We start from the raw sequence: 15,411 nt of genomic DNA, 5'->3' as shown, positions 1-15,411 counted from the left end.
CTGATAGATGACGTCGATCAATGTGTTATCGAGGGATTTCTGCCACCAGCGCAAAGCACGCTTCCGCCAGCGCGGAACGAGGTGCGCTGCGGCGCATGATCAGCCCCAGCTGGGCCAACGTGCGGGCATCGGCAATCGGATGCATGGCCAGATGCTCGGTCAGCGTCTCCAATCCGCCGTCCAGCGGCATGATTGCGCAGCAGAAACCGCCGTGTACGGCCTGTAATAACTGATGAACGGCATCGGTCTGCAGCAACGGCTGAGGTTGAAGACCCCGGCTGTGGAAATTGTGATCGATGGATTGGCGGAAGTGCATGCCGCTGGTCAGCATGCCCAACGGCAGCTCGACCAGATCCGCCCAGCTCAACGGCTCATCGCCGAAGGTGAAGTGGCGTCGGTCGTAGAGCAGGCCCATTTTCGTGTCGTCCAGCGCCAGCGAGTCGAAACGGTCGTTGTCCAGCCGCTCCAGGTACGAGACGCCCAGATCGATACGATTGCTCGCCAACTGCTCCAGCACCTGCTCGGAGCTGAGCGAAGACAGTTCGAAGCGCAGGTTGGGGTGCATCTGATGCAGCCGGTGCAGCAGCGGCAGAGGATCGAAGCTCGACAGCGGCACCACGCCCAGGCGCAGCGTACCGACCAGATGACCCCGACAGGCCGCCGCTTCGGCCTGCAGACCGTCGTAGGCCGCAAGCACCGTGCGTGCCCAGGCCAGCACGCGCTCGCCTGGCGCGGTAAAGCCTTCAAAGCGCTGGCCGCGATTGACCAGCGGCAAGCCAAGCTCTTCTTCCAGATTGCGCAACCGCATCGACAGCGTGGGCTGGGTGATATTGCAGCGCGCAGCCGCTTGCCCGAAGTGGCGGGTTTCGTCGAGGGCGATCAGGAATTTGAGTTGCTTGATGTCCATATTCACTCCGGTGGGCAGTCCAGGTGGTCGATTCTACGCGTTCAGGCTGAACGATGGTCAGTCCACGTTGGTCGGAACTCTGCAGGCCACGTTTTATAAGGGCTATGGTTGATGGTGCACATCTGACAACTCAATTGAGGAGAACCGGATTATGAGCATTTGGAGTTTTGTGAAAGAGGCGGGCGAAAAGATCCTTGATGCGATCACGCCCGGCAATGCCAACGCAGATGAAGTCCTGAAGGATCATATTTCCAAGGTCGGATTGGGCAACCCCAACATTCAGACAGAAGTCGACGGCGGAACAGTCATCGTGAAGGGCGAGGTGGCCAGTCAGGAAGAGAAGGAAAAAATCCTGGTGACACTGGGCAATATCGAAGGCGTCGAGAAAGTGGACGACCAGATGACCGTCGCCAGCAGCGCGCCAGCCGCGACCGAGTCCAGATTCTATGAGGTCAAAAAAGGCGACACTCTGAGTGCGATCTCGAAAGCGATGTATGGCGATGCGAACAAGTACCAGAAAATCTTCGACGCCAACAAACCCATGCTCAAGGATGTGAACAAGATCTATCCGGGGCAGAAGCTGCGCATTCCGGAGTGAGTAGTCGCTCGGGCAAATGATCGTCCGCTACGCTCCGCGACTGCTCTCGAATGTGACGCGGAGCGTCACGGGCTGCATACCCACGCGGAGCATGGGCACGATCGGGTACAGATGCCAGCCCTCACACTGATCGTTCCTACGCTCCGCGTGGGAATGCCTCTCAGGACGCTCCGCGTCCGCTTTGCGGTGCGACGCAGAGCGTCTACGGGCCCATCACAATCCCTTGATCAACTCCCGATAATCCTCGACGGCCGCGAACTCTTCAGTGTCCTTCGGGGCTTTCTGGCTGTTGGGCTGGCTGACCGCCAGCAAATGCGCGACACCGAAACGGCCAGCACTGCGCAGGATTGGCAGGGTGTCGTCGATGAACAGGCTGCGGGCCGGGTCGAAGGCCGTGTCGGCGCGCAGCGCGTCCCAGAACTGCTGGTTTTCCTTGGGAAAGCCATAGTCATGGGAACTGATCAACCGCTCGAAGTAGGGCGCCAGTTCAATCCGCTCCATCTTCAACGACAGCGAATCGCGGTGGGCGTTGGTGATCATGATCACCCGCTTGCCTGCCTGTTTGATCGCCGCCAGAAAGGTCTCTGCGTCCGGGCGCAGCGCAATCATGTGGGCGATTTCCCGTTTCAGGTCGCGCACCGACAGCTTCAGCTCGGCGCTCCAGAAGTCCAGGCAATACCAGTTGAGCGTGCCTGCGTTGCGCTCGAACAACGGTTTCAATTCCAGCCAGGCCATGGCGAAACTGATGCCATGCAGTTCGGCGTAACGCTGCGGCAGGTGGTGCAACCAGAAGTGGTCGTCGTAATGCAGATCGAGCAAGGTGCCGTCCATATCCAGCAGGACGGTATCAATTTCGCTCCAGGGCATGGAAAGCATGGTTGCCTCTTGGAAGTGGGTTCTGATGAGTAAGCATATCCGACACGAACATTCGGAAAAGCCGCGTTATAGTACCCCGTCCATGTGAAGGAGCCTGTCATGCGTCAGAAACCAACCGTTCTCGCCCGCGCTATCGTCGCCAGCAGTCGTCTGTTCCGCGTGGAGGAGTTGCAGTTGCGCTTCGCCAACGGGGTCGAGCGTACGTATGAGCGTCTGGTGGGCAGAGGCACAGGCTATGGCGCGGTGATGATCGTGGCGATGCTCGATGCCGACCACGCGATTCTCATCGAAGAATATTGCGGCGGCACCGACGAGTACGAGCTGTCGCTGCCAAAAGGATTGATCGAGCCGGGCGAAGACATCCTTGCCGCGGCCAACCGTGAACTCAAGGAAGAGGCCGGTTTTGGCGCGCGCCAACTGGAGCACCTGACTGAGCTGTCGCTGTCGCCCGGCTACATGAACCAGAAAATCCAGGTCGTGCTGGCGACCGATCTGTACGAAGAGCGGCTGGAAGGTGACGAGCCTGAGCCGATCCGTGTGGACAAGATCAATCTCAGGGAGCTGGCGAGTCTGGCCCAGAATGCGCAGTTCAGCGAAGGGCGCGCCTTGGCTGCGTTGTACCTCACCCGTGACCTGTTGACCCAACGTGGACTGTTCCAATCATGACCGACTCGCTCGACAACCTGCCGCATCCGCTGCTCGCTCCCGTCATCGACCTTGCGCGTCTGGCGGGCGAGGCCATTCTGCCGTTCTGGCGCGCGAACGTCAGCGTGACCTCCAAGGCCGATGATTCGCCGGTGACGGCGGCTGATCTGGCGGCCCATCAGGTGCTGGTCGAGGGCCTGCTGGCGCTGGATCCGACGATTCATGTGCTGTCCGAGGAAGACGCCGACATCCCGCTCAGCGAGCGTGCGACCTGGGAGCGCTGGTGGCTGGTCGATCCGCTGGACGGCACCAAGGAGTTCATTTCCGGCAGCGAGGAGTTCACGGTCAACGTCGCGCTGATCGAGCACGGTCGCGTGGTGTTTGGCGTGGTGTCCATGCCGACCAATGACCGCTGCTATTTCGGAGGCGCAGAACTGGGCGCGTGGCGCAGTGACTCACCCGGTCATTGCGCGCCGATTCAGGTGCGTCACGAACTGCACAGCGGGCAAGCGTTCACTGTCGTCGCCAGCCGCAGACACTCAAGCCCCGAGCAGGAGCATTTGCTGGCAGGTCTGGCAGCAGGCCTCGGTCCGCTGCAGTTGACCAACATCGGCAGTTCGTTGAAGTTTTGCCTGCTGGCCGAAGGCGCTGCCGACTGCTACCCGCGTCTGGCCCCGACCTCGCAGTGGGACACCGCTGCGGCGCAGGGTGTTCTCGAAGGCGCCGGCGGTGAAGTCCTGCAACTCGACGGCCAGCGCTTCTCTTATCCTGCCCGCGAGTCGCTGCTCAACCCGTTTTTCCTTGCGCTGCCCGCCAAAGCCGAATGGCGCGAGAAATTGCTGGTGCTGGCGCAGTCTTGAACTGACTGCTGCATGCCCGTGGCATGTGATGATCGTTCCTCACGCTCCGCGTGGGAATGCCGCTCAGGACGCTCCGCGTCCGCTCATCGATGCAACACAAACTGCCCGGTAAACTTCACTGCCGGTTCATCGCTGTCCTGCGCATGAATGCGGGTCGGCAGCTCCAGACGTGCGCGGCCGCGACGCTGGTAGGTGGTGATGAACCTGTCCCACTGCGCCACATCCGGCGCATCGCACACGGCAATGGCGTCTGCGCGGACCGGCAGCGGATAGCTGATCTGCCCGTCCTGAATCACGATGTGCCCGTCGTCGATCCCTGCTTCACGCAGGCGCAGATGGAGCCAACCCCATCCTGCCAGCACCGCGCCGCAATACAGGCTGCCGCCGAACAGCGTGCTCTTGTGGTTGACGTTGGGTGCCAGCGGCAGGTGCAGGCGCAGTCGATGGTTTTGCCAGTCGATGACGCGGATGCCCATTTCGCGGGTCAGCGGGATGTCGTGGTGCAGCACCTGCTCAAGTTCCGCCGCTGCGTTGCCGGACAGCGGTGCCTGTGGCTCAGTCGGTTTCATCGGACGCTCCGCTGCTGTCGCCAAAATTCAGACCGTGCTTGCGCAGCTTGTCATGCAGGGTCTTGCGCGGCACGCCCAGCGCTTCGGCCAGGCTGCGCACCGAGCTGTGCGGGCGGGCCAGTTCGGCGGCAATCAGCGCACGTTCGAAACTTTCCACCTGCTCACTCAAGCCGCCACTGACGGGCGGCGCGTCCGGCATCGCATTGCCTTCCAGCTCCAGTTCAAGCCCCAGCGCAAAGCGTTCCGCAGCGTTTTGCAGCTCCCGAACGTTACCGGGCCAACTGTGACGCAGCAGCAGGGCACGCTGGCCCGGCTTGAGTTCCTGCGTGGGAATGCCGTGACGCATGCTGGCCGCATCGGCGTAGTGCTCGAACAGCATCAGCGCGTCTTCACCCCGCTCGCGCAACGGCGGAATGCGCAGCGAGGCGACGTTCAGCCGGTAATACAGGTCGGCACGGAAACGCCCCTGATCCGCCGCCTGACGCAGGTCTTCCTTGGTGGCGGCGATGATGCGGATGTCCAGCGGGATCTGCTGATTGCTGCCCATGCGCTCGACCACACGCTCCTGCAGCAGCCGCAGCAGCTTGACCTGAACATCCAGACTCATGCTTTCGATTTCATCGAGAAACAGCGTGCCGCCATTGGCGAATTCGAACTTGCCGATGCGGCGTTTCTGCGCGCCGGTAAAGGCGCCCGGCTCGTGGCCGAACAACTCGCTTTCCACCACCGACTCGGCCAGCGCTCCTGCGTTGATTGCCACGAACGGACCGTTTCGACGGTTGGACAGGTCGTGCAGCGCCCGCGCAACCACTTCCTTGCCCGCACCGGTTTCGCCCAGAATCAGCACATCGGCGCGAGTGCCTGCCAGCGCACCGATCTGTTCGCGCAGACGCAGCATGGGCGCCGACTGACCGACCAGACGCGTGCTCAGCTGTTGGCGATCACTCAGGGCCAGACGCAGGCTGCGGTTATCCAGTACCAGCCGGCGCAAGGCCAGGGCACGGCGGACGCTGTCGAGCATGGCATCGCTGGCGAACGGTTTTTCCAAAAAGTCGTAAGCTCCGGCGCGCATGGCTTTCACCGCCAGCGGTACATCGCCGTGCCCGGTGATCAGCAGCACCGGCAGGTCCGGATCCTGTTCATGCAGTTGCACCAGCAACTCCAGTCCGTCCATGCCCTGCATGCGGATGTCGCTGACCACCACGCCCGGCCAGTCGCGACCGATGCGCTCGGCCAGCCCGTCGGCTTCGGACAGAGGCAGAACGTTCAGGCCCGCCAGATCCAGGGTCTGGCGCAGTGCCTGACGCAGGTGGGAGTCGTCGTCGATCAGCACCACCTGAATCTGGCTGTCGATGGCTGTGTCCGAACTCATGCAGATAGGTCCTCTGGCGGTTGAAGGTTGGCGCCGGAAGCGCCGGCACGCAGGCGCAGGGTCAACAGTGCGCCGCCGCTCGAGTGATTGGCGAACAGCAGTTCGCCGTCCAGCGCACGCATCAGGGTGTCACAGATCGCCAGCCCCAGCCCAAGGCCCTGAGTGCGGGTCTTGGTGGTGAAGAATGGCTCGCGTGCCCGTGTCAGCGCCTCTTGGGAAAAGCCCGGCCCGTTGTCGCGAATGTACAGATTGACGCCTTCGCGGGTCTGCTCGGCACTGATCCACAGTTTGCGTGGCGGTCCCTTTTCAGTGAGTGCATCCAGCGCGTTGGCCAGCAGGTTGCCGAGCACCTGGCGCAGGCGGGTTTCGCCCGCCTGTACCCACAGTGTCGCGTCGGGCACGTCACGGATCAACTCGACTTCCATGGCACGCCGACGTTTGGTCAGCAACGCCAGCGCGTCGTCCAGTGCCGGTTGCAGCGCCACGCTTTCCGGCGCATGCCGGTCGCGCCGGGCAAAGGCGCGCAGGTGGGCGATGATCGAGGCCATGCGCCCGGTCAGTTCGCTGATCAGCTTCAGATTGCCGCGTGCCTCCTCGGTGCGCTGATGATCGAGCAACACTTCGGCGTTCTCCGCATAGCTGCGAATGGCGGCCAGCGGCTGGTTGAGTTCATGGCTGATGCTGGCCGACATGGTGCCCAGTGCCGACAGCTTGCCGGTCTGCACCAGTTCGTCCTGAGCCCGCACCAGCTCCTGCTGCGCCTGTTCACGCTCCAGCACTTCCTGACGCAGCCGGCTGTTCAGGCCTTCAAGATCGCTGGTGCGTTCGATGACGCGCATTTCCAGTTCCCGCCGGGCCTTGGCCTCGAAGGCGATGCGGTCCAGATAGTGACGCCGACGCTGCATCATCAGCCCCAGCAACAGCATCAGGACCAGCAACGCCGCGCCGCCGATGGCCTGCACGGTGCGTACGGGCCGGTCGATCAGCGCACGGGGCGCGAGGATGTTTACGTTCCAGCCGGTCTCGGTGATGGCCTGGCTCTGGGTCAGCCACGCGTGGTCATCGATCTTGAGCGGACGCGGGTCACGGGTCGGATAGGGCTGGATCGCAACGATGGCTTTTTTCTCGTCGTCAGTCAGGTCCCGCGTCGCCCGAAAGCGCCATTCCGGGTTGGAAGTCAGAATGACCACGCCGTTCTGGTCGGTCAGCAACAGTTGCTCGGGTGTCTTGCCCCAGAGCGTTTCGGTGTGGTCCAGATCGACCTTGACCACCAGCACGCCGATCACCCGTTCGCCATCGTGCACGGGACCGGCGAAGAAGTAACCGCGTTTGACCGAGGTCGTGCCCAGGCCGAAAAACCGGCCTGTTCTGCCCGCCAGTGCATCGGTGAAGTACGGACGAAACGAGAAGTTGCGACCGATGAAGCTGTCGCGTTGATCCGAGTTGGATGCCGCCAGCGTCAGGCCCTTGGCGTCCATCAGGTACATGACGTCCGCGCCGGTCTGTTGCGAGATGTCCCTGAGCAGGCGGTTGGCGTTGCCCTGTGCGGTGCTGTCGCCCGGAGATGTCAGAACCGCGCGCAAGGCGGGCAGGTCACCGAGGATCTGTGGCAGGGTTTCGTAACGATGCAGCGTGCCGAGCAGGTTGGCGACGTACAGGTCCAGCGTCTGGCGGTTCTGATTGGCCAGCTCGTTGCGGTAATAGCGCTCGGCGAGGTGTTCCAGTGGCCACAACAGCGGTGCCAGACAGATGGCCAGCAGGGCGAGGCTGCGCCAGCGAGGGCGGGGAGGCAGGGCAGAGGTTATGGTCATTGGCAATCGCCGAGTGGTTGGCGGTGCCTGCAGCGGCTATCGCGGATGCCGCCGCTGGCGTCGAACAGAGGTTCAACCCCTGGCAGCGACTGCGGCGCCTCGCGATGATGTCCCTGCGGGCAATGGAAAACCCGGTCGATCCTGACGTGGGCATCAAAGGCCTATTATGCCCGCCATGACCGCGTCAGGCACCCGGACAAACCGCCGCTGCCGGAACGGTCAGGCGAACAGTTCGGCTTCTTTCAGGCTTTTGCCCTGTTGATCCTTCGCCGACAACTGCGGTGCTGCGTCGAGCTGCCAGTCGATGGCCAGGTCCGGGTCGTTCCAGCTGATGCAACGCTCTGCCGACGGCGTGTAGTAGTCGGTGGTCTTGTACAGAAACTCGGCGTAGTCGCTCAGTACCACGAAGCCGTGTGCGAAGCCTTCCGGCACCCACAGCTGACGGGCGTTCTCGGCAGACAGCTCAACGGCTACCCACTGACCGAAGGTCGGCGAGCTGCGACGAATATCCACTGCAACGTCAAGAACCTTGCCTGCGGTGACGCGCACCAGTTTTCCCTGGGCATTGTCGATCTGGTAGTGCAGGCCGCGCAGTACGCCTTTCTGCGAGCGGGAGTGATTGTCCTGCACGAACTGCCTGTCCAGGCCGGTGGCTTCACTGAACGCCTTGGCATTGAAGCTTTCATAGAAAAAGCCGCGTTCGTCGCCGAACACCTTGGGTTCCAGAATCAGGACATCGGGCAGCTTTGTTGCAATTACATTCACGTGGTTTCCCCTGCGATCTTGAATAGATACTGACCGTAACCGGTTTTGCCGAAGTAGTCGGCACGCCTGAGCAAATGGTCACGGTCGATCCATTCATTCTGATAGGCGATTTCCTCAAGGCAGGCAACTTTCAGGCCCTGTCGGTGTTCGATGGTCTGTACGTAGGCCGAGGCGTCGAGAAGACTATCATGAGTGCCTGTATCGAGCCACGCGAAGCCACGTCCGAAGCGCTCTACACGCAGGTCGCCGCGTTGCAGATAGGCGTTGTTGACGTCGGTGATTTCCAGCTCGCCACGGGCCGACGGCTTGACGTCTCTGGCAATCCGGATCACCTCGTTGTCGTAGAAATACAGCCCGGTCACGGCGTAGCTGGATTTGGGCGCCCTGGGCTTCTCTTCGATGGACAGTGCGCGGCCAGTCACGTCGAAGTCGATCACGCCGAAACGCTCAGGGTCCTTGACCCAGTAACCGAATACCGTCGCGCCGGTCTTCTGGGCCGCAGCCTGCTGCAACTGCACGCTGAAATGCTGACCGTGGAAAATGTTGTCGCCCAGGATCAGGCACACCGAATCGTCGCCGATGAATTGCTCACCAATCAGAAAGGCTTGCGCCAGACCGTCCGGTTTCGGCTGCTCGGCGTAATTGAATTGCACACCGAACTGGCTGCCATCCCCCAACAGCTTGCGGTACTGCGGCAAATCCTCCGGCGTGGAGATGATCAGGATTTCCCGGATACCGGCCAGCATCAGCACCGACAGCGGGTAATAGATCATGGGTTTGTCGTAGATCGGCAGCAACTGCTTGGACAGGCCAAGCGTGATGGGGTGCAGGCGGGTGCCGGAGCCCCCGGCCAGAACGATGCCTTTGGTCATGCAATCAGGTCCTTGTGGTCAGTGAAGCCCAGTCGCTCTCCTTGATAACTGCCATCCTGAACCCTGCGGCACCAGTCCAGGTTATCGAGATACCATTGCACGGTCTTGCGCAGCCCGGACTCGAAGGTTTCTTCGGGTGTCCAGCCCAGCTCCCTTTCAATCTTGCCGGCGTCGATTGCATAGCGCAGGTCATGACCCGGGCGATCGACCACGTAGGTGATCAGCTCGCTGTACTGCTGCACGCCCGCCGGTTTCTGCGGCGCCAGTTCATCCAACAACGTGCAGATGCCGCGCACCACATCGATGTTCTTCTGCTCGTTATGGCCGCCGATGTTGTAGGTCTCGCCGATCACGCCGTCGGTCACGACCTTGAGCAGTGCGCGGGCATGGTCTTCCACATAGAGCCAGTCACGCACTTGCAGGCCGTTGCCATAGACCGGTAGCGGCTTGCCCGCGAGAGCGTTGAGGATCACCAGCGGAATCAGCTTTTCGGGAAAGTGATATGGCCCGTAATTGTTCGAGCAGTTGGTGAGCACCACCGGCAGGCCGTAGGTGCGATGCCAGGCGCGGACCAGATGGTCGGACGCCGCCTTGCTGGCCGAATACGGCGAGCTGGGCGCGTAGGGCGTGGTCTCGGTGAACAGGTCATCGACGCCGTGCAGGTCGCCGTACACTTCGTCGGTCGAAATGTGATGAAAGCGAAACGCCTGGCGCTCGGCCTCGGGCAATTTCAGCCAATAGGCGCGTGTGGCTTCCAGCAGGCTGTAGGTGCCGACGATGTTGGTCTGGATGAACTCGGCCGGACCATCGATGGAGCGGTCGACGTGGGACTCGGCCGCCAGGTGCATGATCGCCTGCGGCTCGAAACGTGAGAGTACGGCGCTGACGGCCGCCTGATCGCAGATGTCGGCCTGGACGAATTCATAACGGGTATTGGTTGCGATAGGGTGCAACGATTCCAGGTTGCCCGCGTAGGTCAACTTGTCGAAGTTCAGCACGTCGTGATCGGTGTTCTGGATCAGGTGTCGAATCAATGCCGAACCGATGAAACCTGCACCTCCTGTAACAAGAATTCGCATGAACTGACCTTTGGTGTGGGTGAAGTGTAAAGCAGCATAGCTGCCCGAATACGACCTACAGGATCGGGCATTAATCGGCTCTCGGGGCATTAAATAAATCAATTCCTGTTGCTGAATACGACACGAAACCGACGTCGTCTTTTTATTCCCGAACGTGATTGGGTACGGCGGGCCAATCCCCTTATAGTTGCTGCACCGAAAATAAAGCGCTCTGCCGTTCCAGCGAATAAAAACAGAGGTCCACATGCCGCTCGCCACGCTTATCCGTCGTTCCAGCCTGCCTTGTCCGGAGGTGAGTGCCGAGCAGGCCCTGCAACTGCTCCAGCAACACTATGGGCTCAGTGGCACGCTGAAAACCCTGGGCAGCCAGCAGGACCGCAATTTTTTGCTGGAGACCGAAAAGCGGCGCTATGTGCTGAAAATCTGTCACGGCGCCTACTCGATCCAAGAGCTGGACGCCCAGCACGGCGCGCTCAAACATCTTGCCGGGCACGGTGGGCTAAGCGTTCCTGGCGTGATCCGCGCCAATGACACCGAACAACTGCTCTCCCTCGAAATCGATGGCCAGCCGGTGCACGTACGCCTTCTGGAGTTCATCGACGGGCAGTCACTGGGGCATGTCGCGCATCTGGGACGTGACGTCGTGGTCGGGCTTGGCGAGCTGTGTGCAAAGGTCGACCGGGCGCTGGCCGACTTCGAACATCCGGGCCTTGAGCGCATTCTGCAATGGGACCCGCGCCATGCTTATGCACTGATCAAGCACCTGTTGCCGGTGATCGAGAGCGCTGACGCCCGCGCCTGTCTGATCGAGGCGGGCGAGCAGGCGCATCGACGGCTGCTGCCGTTGATCCCGGCGCTGCCCATTCAGGCCGTGCATCTGGATATCACGGAGCACAACGTGGTCTGGCTGCGCGACGCCCAGCGGCAATGGCAGATGCAAGGGTTGATCGATTTCGGCGATCTGCTGACCACCTGGCGGGTGGCGGATCTGTCGGTCACCTGCGCGGCGCTGCTGCACCATGCCGAAGGCGATCCGCTGTCTATCCTCCCGGCCATTCAGGCCTACCACGCCATCAATCCGCTCAAGACCGAAGAGTTGCAGGCGCTGTGGCCGCTGATCGTCGCCCGCTCGGCGGTGCTGGTGCTCAGCAGCGAGCAGCAGGCCAGCGTCGAGCCGGGCAATGCGTATATCCAGGCCAACCTTGAAGGCGAGTGGAACATCTTCGACGTTGCGACTTCAGTGCCCATGGTTCTGATGGAGGCGGCAATTCTGCAGGCGGTGGGCTTGAACCCTGCACCTTTCGAGCAACCTGCGTACGCGCCGTTGCTGCCGACGCTGGCAGGCGTGAAGCCGGCGCTGGTCGATCTGGGTGTCCTGAGCGAGCACTTCGTCGCGGGCAATTGGGAGCAGAGCGGTATCGATGAATACCTGCTCAGCGAAGCCGCCGAGCACACGGGTCTGGCTGCCAGTCGTTTTGGTGAATATCGCCTGTCGCGCACGATGCCCGACAGCGCCAGAGAGCCTGAGACGTTTGCCCTGCACGTCGAGCTTCATATGCCGGCCGAAACGCCGCTGCACGCACCTTTCGCGGGCGCACTCCGATTGATGGCCGATGGCGCTGTGATGCTGGCAGGCGAGGGTGTAAACCTGCGTCTGTGGGGCGTCATGCCTGATCTGACTGTGCAGGGGGCGGTGAGCACGGGTGACCTGATCGGGCACGGCGCAGGCTCACTGCTGCTGCAACTGTGTACCGTGTCAGATCTCAGCCCGCCGTTATTCACCACAGCCTCATGGGCCGGTGCCTGGCGCACGTTCTGTCCGTCTCCTGCTGCGCTGCTGGGCTTCGATTGCGATGCACCGGCGCTGGAAGACCCTGCGCATCTGCTGGCGCGACGTGACGCCAGTTTCGCCCGCTCGCAAAAGCACTATTACCACGCACCGCCGCAGATCGAGCGCGGCTGGCGCAACCACCTGATCGACATGCATGGCCGCTCCTATCTGGACATGCTCAACAACGTGGCCGTGCTGGGCCATGGTCATCCGCGCATGGCTCACGAGGCGAGTCGTCAGTGGTCGCTGCTCAATACCAACTCACGCTTTCACTACGCGGCCATCGCCGAGTTTTCCGAGCGCCTGCTCGAGCTGGCGCCGGAGGGCATGGACCGAGTGTTTCTGGTCAACAGCGGCACTGAAGCCAATGATCTGGCGATCCGGCTGGCGTGGGCCTACAGCGGCGGGCGCGACATGCTCAGCGTGCTGGAGGCCTATCACGGCTGGTCGGTGGCGACCGATGCGATTTCCACCTCGATTGCCGACAACCCTCAGGCGCTCAGCACCCGGCCAGACTGGGTGCATCCGGTGACGGCGCCCAACGTTTATCGCGGGCCGTATCGCGGTCCTGACAGTGCGCCCGAGTACGTGCGCAGCGTCGATCAGGTGCTGGAAAAACTGGCCGGGCAGCAGCGCCAGGTGGCGGGTTTCATCTGCGAGCCGGTGTATGGCAACGCAGGCGGTATTTCCCTGCCGCCGGGTTACCTGCAACAGGTCTATCACAAGGTTCGTGCTGCGGGCGGCGTGTGCATCGCCGACGAAGTGCAAGTGGGTTACGGGCGTCTGGGCCATTACTTCTGGGGCTTCGAAGAGCAGGGTGTGGTGCCGGACATCATCAGCATGGCCAAGGGCATGGGCAACGGCCATCCACTGGGCGCTGTCATCACTCGCCGTGAGATCGCCGAGGCGCTGGAGGCCGAGGGTTATTTCTTCTCGTCTTCAGGTGGCAGCCCGGTCAGCTGTCGGATCGGCATGGCCGTGCTGGATGTGATGGAAGAAGAACAGCTCTGGGAAAACGCCCGGGTCATCGGGGATCACTTCAAGGCGCGTCTGCAGACCTTGGCCGATCATCATCCGCTGGTGGGGGCGGTGCATGGCATGGGGTTTTATCTGGGCGTGGAGTTTGTGCGTGACCGCCAGACCCTCGAACCCGCGACCGAAGAAACCGCACAACTTTGCGAACGCCTGCGCGAGCTGGGCATCTTCATGCAGCCGACTGGCGACTACCTGAACATCCTCAAGATCAAACCGCCGATGTGCACCACCCGCCAGAGCGCCGACTTCTTCGTGGACATGGTGTCGAAGGTACTGCGCGAGCTTGAGTGAGCTGAGGGCCAGAATGATCGAGCCCATGACTGTGCGTCGCATTCGAGAGCGGACGCGGAGCGTCCTGAGAGGCGTTACCACGCTGGAGCGTGGGAACGATCAGCGTTTGCCTCGACACGGCTGCATGCCCATGCTCCGCGTCACAATGGATCGGCTGATACAAAATACAGATTAATATCGACAAATTAAGCGATAAAATACTAAATAAATACAATTAGCCCTTTTTATGCAGATTTTTATCCGCTATAAAGTCGCCCAGATTGTCATGGCCGGTCTGTTAAGGTCACGATCAACACCTTCGACCTCCCACTGGAGTCCTGACTGACATGACCACACTCAACAGCACGCCACGCGCCGATGGCTTTCACATGCCTGCCGAATGGGCCACGCAGACTCAGGTCTGGATGGTCTGGCCCGAGCGCCCGGACAACTGGCGTCTGGGTGGTAAGCCTGCTCAGGCTGCACACGTGGCAGTTGCCAAGGCCATCGCACGTTTCGAACCGGTAACCGTTGCCGTTTCCGCCGCGCAGTACGACAACGCCCGTGCTCGCCTGGACATGCCGAATATCCGCGTCGTGGAGATCAGCAACAACGACGCCTGGGTGCGCGACACCGGCCCCACGTTCGTCATCAATAACCGTGGCGAAGTGCGTGGCGTGGATTGGGACTTCAACGCCTGGGGCGGCTTTGACGGCGGTCTGTACGCGCCGTGGAACCTCGACTCGCAAGTGGCGAGCAAGATCATGGAAATCGAGCGCTGCCCGCGCTACGTGACCGAAGGTTTCGTGCTGGAAGGCGGTTCTATCCACGTCGATGGCGAAGGCACGCTGATCACCACCGAGGAATGCCTGCTCAATCGTAACCGTAACCCTCATATGACCCGCGAGCAGATCGAGACCGTACTGAGCGACAGCCTGGCCGTGGACAAGATCGTCTGGCTGCCTGACGGCCTGTTCAACGACGAGACCGACGGGCATGTGGATAACTTCTGCTGCTACATCCGTCCGGGCGAAGTCCTGCTGGCCTGGACCGATGATCCCGAAGACCCCAACTACCCACGCTGCCACGCCGCGTTGAGTATTTTGGAAAACACCCGTGACGCCCAGGGTCGCGAGTTTATCGTGCACAAAATGCCGATTCCGGGCCCATTGTTCGCAACGGACGAAGAATGCGCGGGCGTCGATCAGGTGCATGGTAGCCAGGAGCGCAATCCATCGGTGCGCCTGGCCGGTTCCTACGTGAACTTCCTGATTGTAAACGGCGGCATCATCGCCCCGAGTTTTGACGATCCCATGGACGAAAAAGCCCGGCAAATACTGCAACAACTGTTTCCAGAGCACGAAGTGGTGATGGTTCCAGGTCGGGAATTGCTGCTGGGCGGCGGCAATATTCACTGCCTGACACAGCAGCAACCGGCCCCTAACAAGGACTAGTCAGTAATGATTAGTAACATCTGATAGTGGCCAACTGGTCCTGTTCTTGCTGCTTCAAGCCCATCGTCCGATGGGCTTTTTTTTGCGAAATACCTCGTAGCGTTTATCGGAATCTCATCTTTAATCAACAGGAGGCCTGATTCGTTTTCTTCGCGTGACTGTCACACAGCGTCCGTAAATTTAGCCCCTCATGAATTAAGAGGTTGTCACTATGAACGCAGTTATCAGCCAGCATCGTGCTCGTGGGTTGTCTGCTTCTTCCAGTAACGAGGCCCGTCAGTTGATGGCGGATTGGTTAAGGACGACCAGGCCTGCAAAACCAAGACCGGATGTACGCGCCATGTTGCTGCAGCGCTATCCGGCCGGTTTATTCAACGATGCCGAACTGGAGGCGTTGCTGGGTGTGCTGAAGGATTAAGTGCCGACTGCTCTGTTTCGGCCCTCTGCGTGTTTGACACCCTTCAAGC

At 61.2% G+C, this 15,411-nt stretch carries 14 protein-coding genes; 6 read left to right on the top strand and 8 right to left on the bottom strand.

The genetic code is table 11. The features are described from left to right. Positions 1-25: 25 nt before the first annotated feature. Complete coding sequence (locus CFBP1590_RS26295; RefSeq protein WP_004883001.1) at positions 26-907, bottom strand: LysR family transcriptional regulator; 882 nt, start codon at positions 905-907, stop codon at positions 26-28. A gap of 151 nt (positions 908-1,058) precedes the next feature. Between CFBP1590_RS26295 and lysM the strand changes: the two genes are divergently transcribed. Continuing rightward, positions 1,059-1,505, top strand: a complete 447-nt coding sequence (lysM, locus tag CFBP1590_RS26290) for a peptidoglycan-binding protein LysM (protein ID WP_004883003.1) — start codon at positions 1,059-1,061, stop codon at positions 1,503-1,505. A gap of 213 nt (positions 1,506-1,718) precedes the next feature. Here lysM and yrfG read toward each other — a convergent pair whose 3' ends face one another. Further along, entirely contained in the window at positions 1,719-2,381 is a 663-nt protein-coding gene (yrfG, locus tag CFBP1590_RS26285; RefSeq protein WP_088236260.1) for a GMP/IMP nucleotidase, read from the bottom strand. A gap of 99 nt (positions 2,382-2,480) precedes the next feature. Between yrfG and nudE the strand changes: the two genes are divergently transcribed. Continuing rightward, a complete protein-coding gene (gene nudE / locus CFBP1590_RS26280) occupies positions 2,481-3,047 on the top strand; it encodes an ADP compounds hydrolase NudE (RefSeq protein ID WP_088236259.1) in 567 nt (188 codons plus the stop codon). Beyond that, positions 3,044-3,886, top strand: a complete 843-nt coding sequence (cysQ, locus tag CFBP1590_RS26275; RefSeq protein ID WP_025996597.1) for a 3'(2'),5'-bisphosphate nucleotidase CysQ — start codon at positions 3,044-3,046, stop codon at positions 3,884-3,886. The genes nudE and cysQ overlap by 4 nt, the downstream gene beginning before the upstream one ends. 83 nt (positions 3,887-3,969) lie before the next feature. Here the strand turns inward: cysQ and CFBP1590_RS26270 are convergent, their stop codons facing one another. The 6 genes from CFBP1590_RS26270 to rfbB form a co-directional block, all read right to left on the bottom strand. Further along, complete coding sequence (locus CFBP1590_RS26270) at positions 3,970-4,455, bottom strand: thioesterase domain-containing protein (RefSeq protein WP_088236258.1); 486 nt, start codon at positions 4,453-4,455, stop codon at positions 3,970-3,972. Continuing rightward, complete coding sequence (locus CFBP1590_RS26265) at positions 4,442-5,827, bottom strand: sigma-54-dependent transcriptional regulator (RefSeq protein WP_088236257.1); 1,386 nt, start codon at positions 5,825-5,827, stop codon at positions 4,442-4,444. Before CFBP1590_RS26265 ends, CFBP1590_RS26270 begins: the two co-directional genes overlap by 14 nt. Then, positions 5,824-7,638: a sensor histidine kinase gene (locus CFBP1590_RS26260; RefSeq protein ID WP_088236256.1), complete on the bottom strand. Its 1,815-nt coding sequence runs from the start codon at positions 7,636-7,638 to the stop codon at positions 5,824-5,826. The genes CFBP1590_RS26265 and CFBP1590_RS26260 overlap by 4 nt, the downstream gene beginning before the upstream one ends. A gap of 219 nt (positions 7,639-7,857) precedes the next feature. Then, positions 7,858-8,403, bottom strand: a complete 546-nt coding sequence (gene rfbC / locus CFBP1590_RS26250) for a dTDP-4-dehydrorhamnose 3,5-epimerase (protein ID WP_004883011.1) — start codon at positions 8,401-8,403, stop codon at positions 7,858-7,860. Then, on the bottom strand, positions 8,400-9,275 hold the full coding sequence (rfbA, locus tag CFBP1590_RS26245) for a glucose-1-phosphate thymidylyltransferase RfbA (protein ID WP_088236254.1): 876 nt from the start codon (positions 9,273-9,275) through the stop codon (positions 8,400-8,402). The genes rfbC and rfbA overlap by 4 nt, the downstream gene beginning before the upstream one ends. After that, positions 9,272-10,354 carry a dTDP-glucose 4,6-dehydratase gene (gene rfbB, locus CFBP1590_RS26240; RefSeq protein ID WP_029242380.1) on the bottom strand — a complete coding sequence of 361 codons (1,083 nt, stop codon included), beginning with the start codon at positions 10,352-10,354 and terminating at the stop codon, positions 9,272-9,274. Before rfbB ends, rfbA begins: the two co-directional genes overlap by 4 nt. 244 nt (positions 10,355-10,598) lie before the next feature. On the opposite strand from rfbB, the gene CFBP1590_RS26235 reads away from it, so the two are divergent. The 3 genes from CFBP1590_RS26235 (at position 10,599) to CFBP1590_RS26225 (ending at position 15,362) form a co-directional block, all read left to right on the top strand. Continuing rightward, positions 10,599-13,511, top strand: coding sequence for an aminotransferase (locus tag CFBP1590_RS26235; protein ID WP_088236253.1), 2,913 nt, complete (start codon positions 10,599-10,601; stop codon positions 13,509-13,511). A 326-nt stretch (positions 13,512-13,837) separates the two neighbouring features. Next, on the top strand, positions 13,838-14,944 hold the full coding sequence (gene aguA, locus CFBP1590_RS26230) for an agmatine deiminase (RefSeq protein ID WP_088236252.1): 1,107 nt from the start codon (positions 13,838-13,840) through the stop codon (positions 14,942-14,944). A gap of 211 nt (positions 14,945-15,155) precedes the next feature. After that, on the top strand, positions 15,156-15,362 hold the full coding sequence (locus tag CFBP1590_RS26225) for a hypothetical protein (protein ID WP_029242383.1): 207 nt from the start codon (positions 15,156-15,158) through the stop codon (positions 15,360-15,362). The last annotated feature ends 49 nt before the right edge of the window (positions 15,363-15,411 follow it).

The organism is Pseudomonas viridiflava, from assembly GCF_900184295.1.
Taxonomy (GTDB): domain Bacteria; phylum Pseudomonadota; class Gammaproteobacteria; order Pseudomonadales; family Pseudomonadaceae; genus Aquipseudomonas; species Aquipseudomonas viridiflava.
The sequence above is the reverse complement of the archived record's forward strand: the minus strand, read 5'-3'. Positions and strand labels throughout refer to the sequence as shown.

What these genes read in the sequence shown, in the direction of transcription:
- CFBP1590_RS26260 (WP_088236256.1), bottom strand. Translation starts at nt 7,638, where the DNA reads ATGACCATAACCTCTGCCCTGCCTCCCCGCCCTCGCTGGCGCAGCCTC.
- rfbA (WP_088236254.1), bottom strand. Translation starts at nt 9,275, where the DNA reads ATGACCAAAGGCATCGTTCTGGCCGGGGGCTCCGGCACCCGCCTGCAC.
- cysQ (WP_025996597.1), top strand. Translation starts at nt 3,044, where the DNA reads ATGACCGACTCGCTCGACAACCTGCCGCATCCGCTGCTCGCTCCCGTC.
- CFBP1590_RS26270 (WP_088236258.1), bottom strand. Translation starts at nt 4,455, where the DNA reads ATGAAACCGACTGAGCCACAGGCACCGCTGTCCGGCAACGCAGCGGCG.
- aguA (WP_088236252.1), top strand. Translation starts at nt 13,838, where the DNA reads ATGACCACACTCAACAGCACGCCACGCGCCGATGGCTTTCACATGCCT.
- lysM (WP_004883003.1), top strand. Translation starts at nt 1,059, where the DNA reads ATGAGCATTTGGAGTTTTGTGAAAGAGGCGGGCGAAAAGATCCTTGAT.
- rfbB (WP_029242380.1), bottom strand. Translation starts at nt 10,354, where the DNA reads ATGCGAATTCTTGTTACAGGAGGTGCAGGTTTCATCGGTTCGGCATTG.
- CFBP1590_RS26235 (WP_088236253.1), top strand. Translation starts at nt 10,599, where the DNA reads ATGCCGCTCGCCACGCTTATCCGTCGTTCCAGCCTGCCTTGTCCGGAG.
- nudE (WP_088236259.1), top strand. Translation starts at nt 2,481, where the DNA reads ATGCGTCAGAAACCAACCGTTCTCGCCCGCGCTATCGTCGCCAGCAGT.
- CFBP1590_RS26225 (WP_029242383.1), top strand. Translation starts at nt 15,156, where the DNA reads ATGAACGCAGTTATCAGCCAGCATCGTGCTCGTGGGTTGTCTGCTTCT.
- CFBP1590_RS26295 (WP_004883001.1), bottom strand. Translation starts at nt 907, where the DNA reads ATGGACATCAAGCAACTCAAATTCCTGATCGCCCTCGACGAAACCCGC.
- yrfG (WP_088236260.1), bottom strand. Translation starts at nt 2,381, where the DNA reads ATGCTTTCCATGCCCTGGAGCGAAATTGATACCGTCCTGCTGGATATG.
- CFBP1590_RS26265 (WP_088236257.1), bottom strand. Translation starts at nt 5,827, where the DNA reads ATGAGTTCGGACACAGCCATCGACAGCCAGATTCAGGTGGTGCTGATC.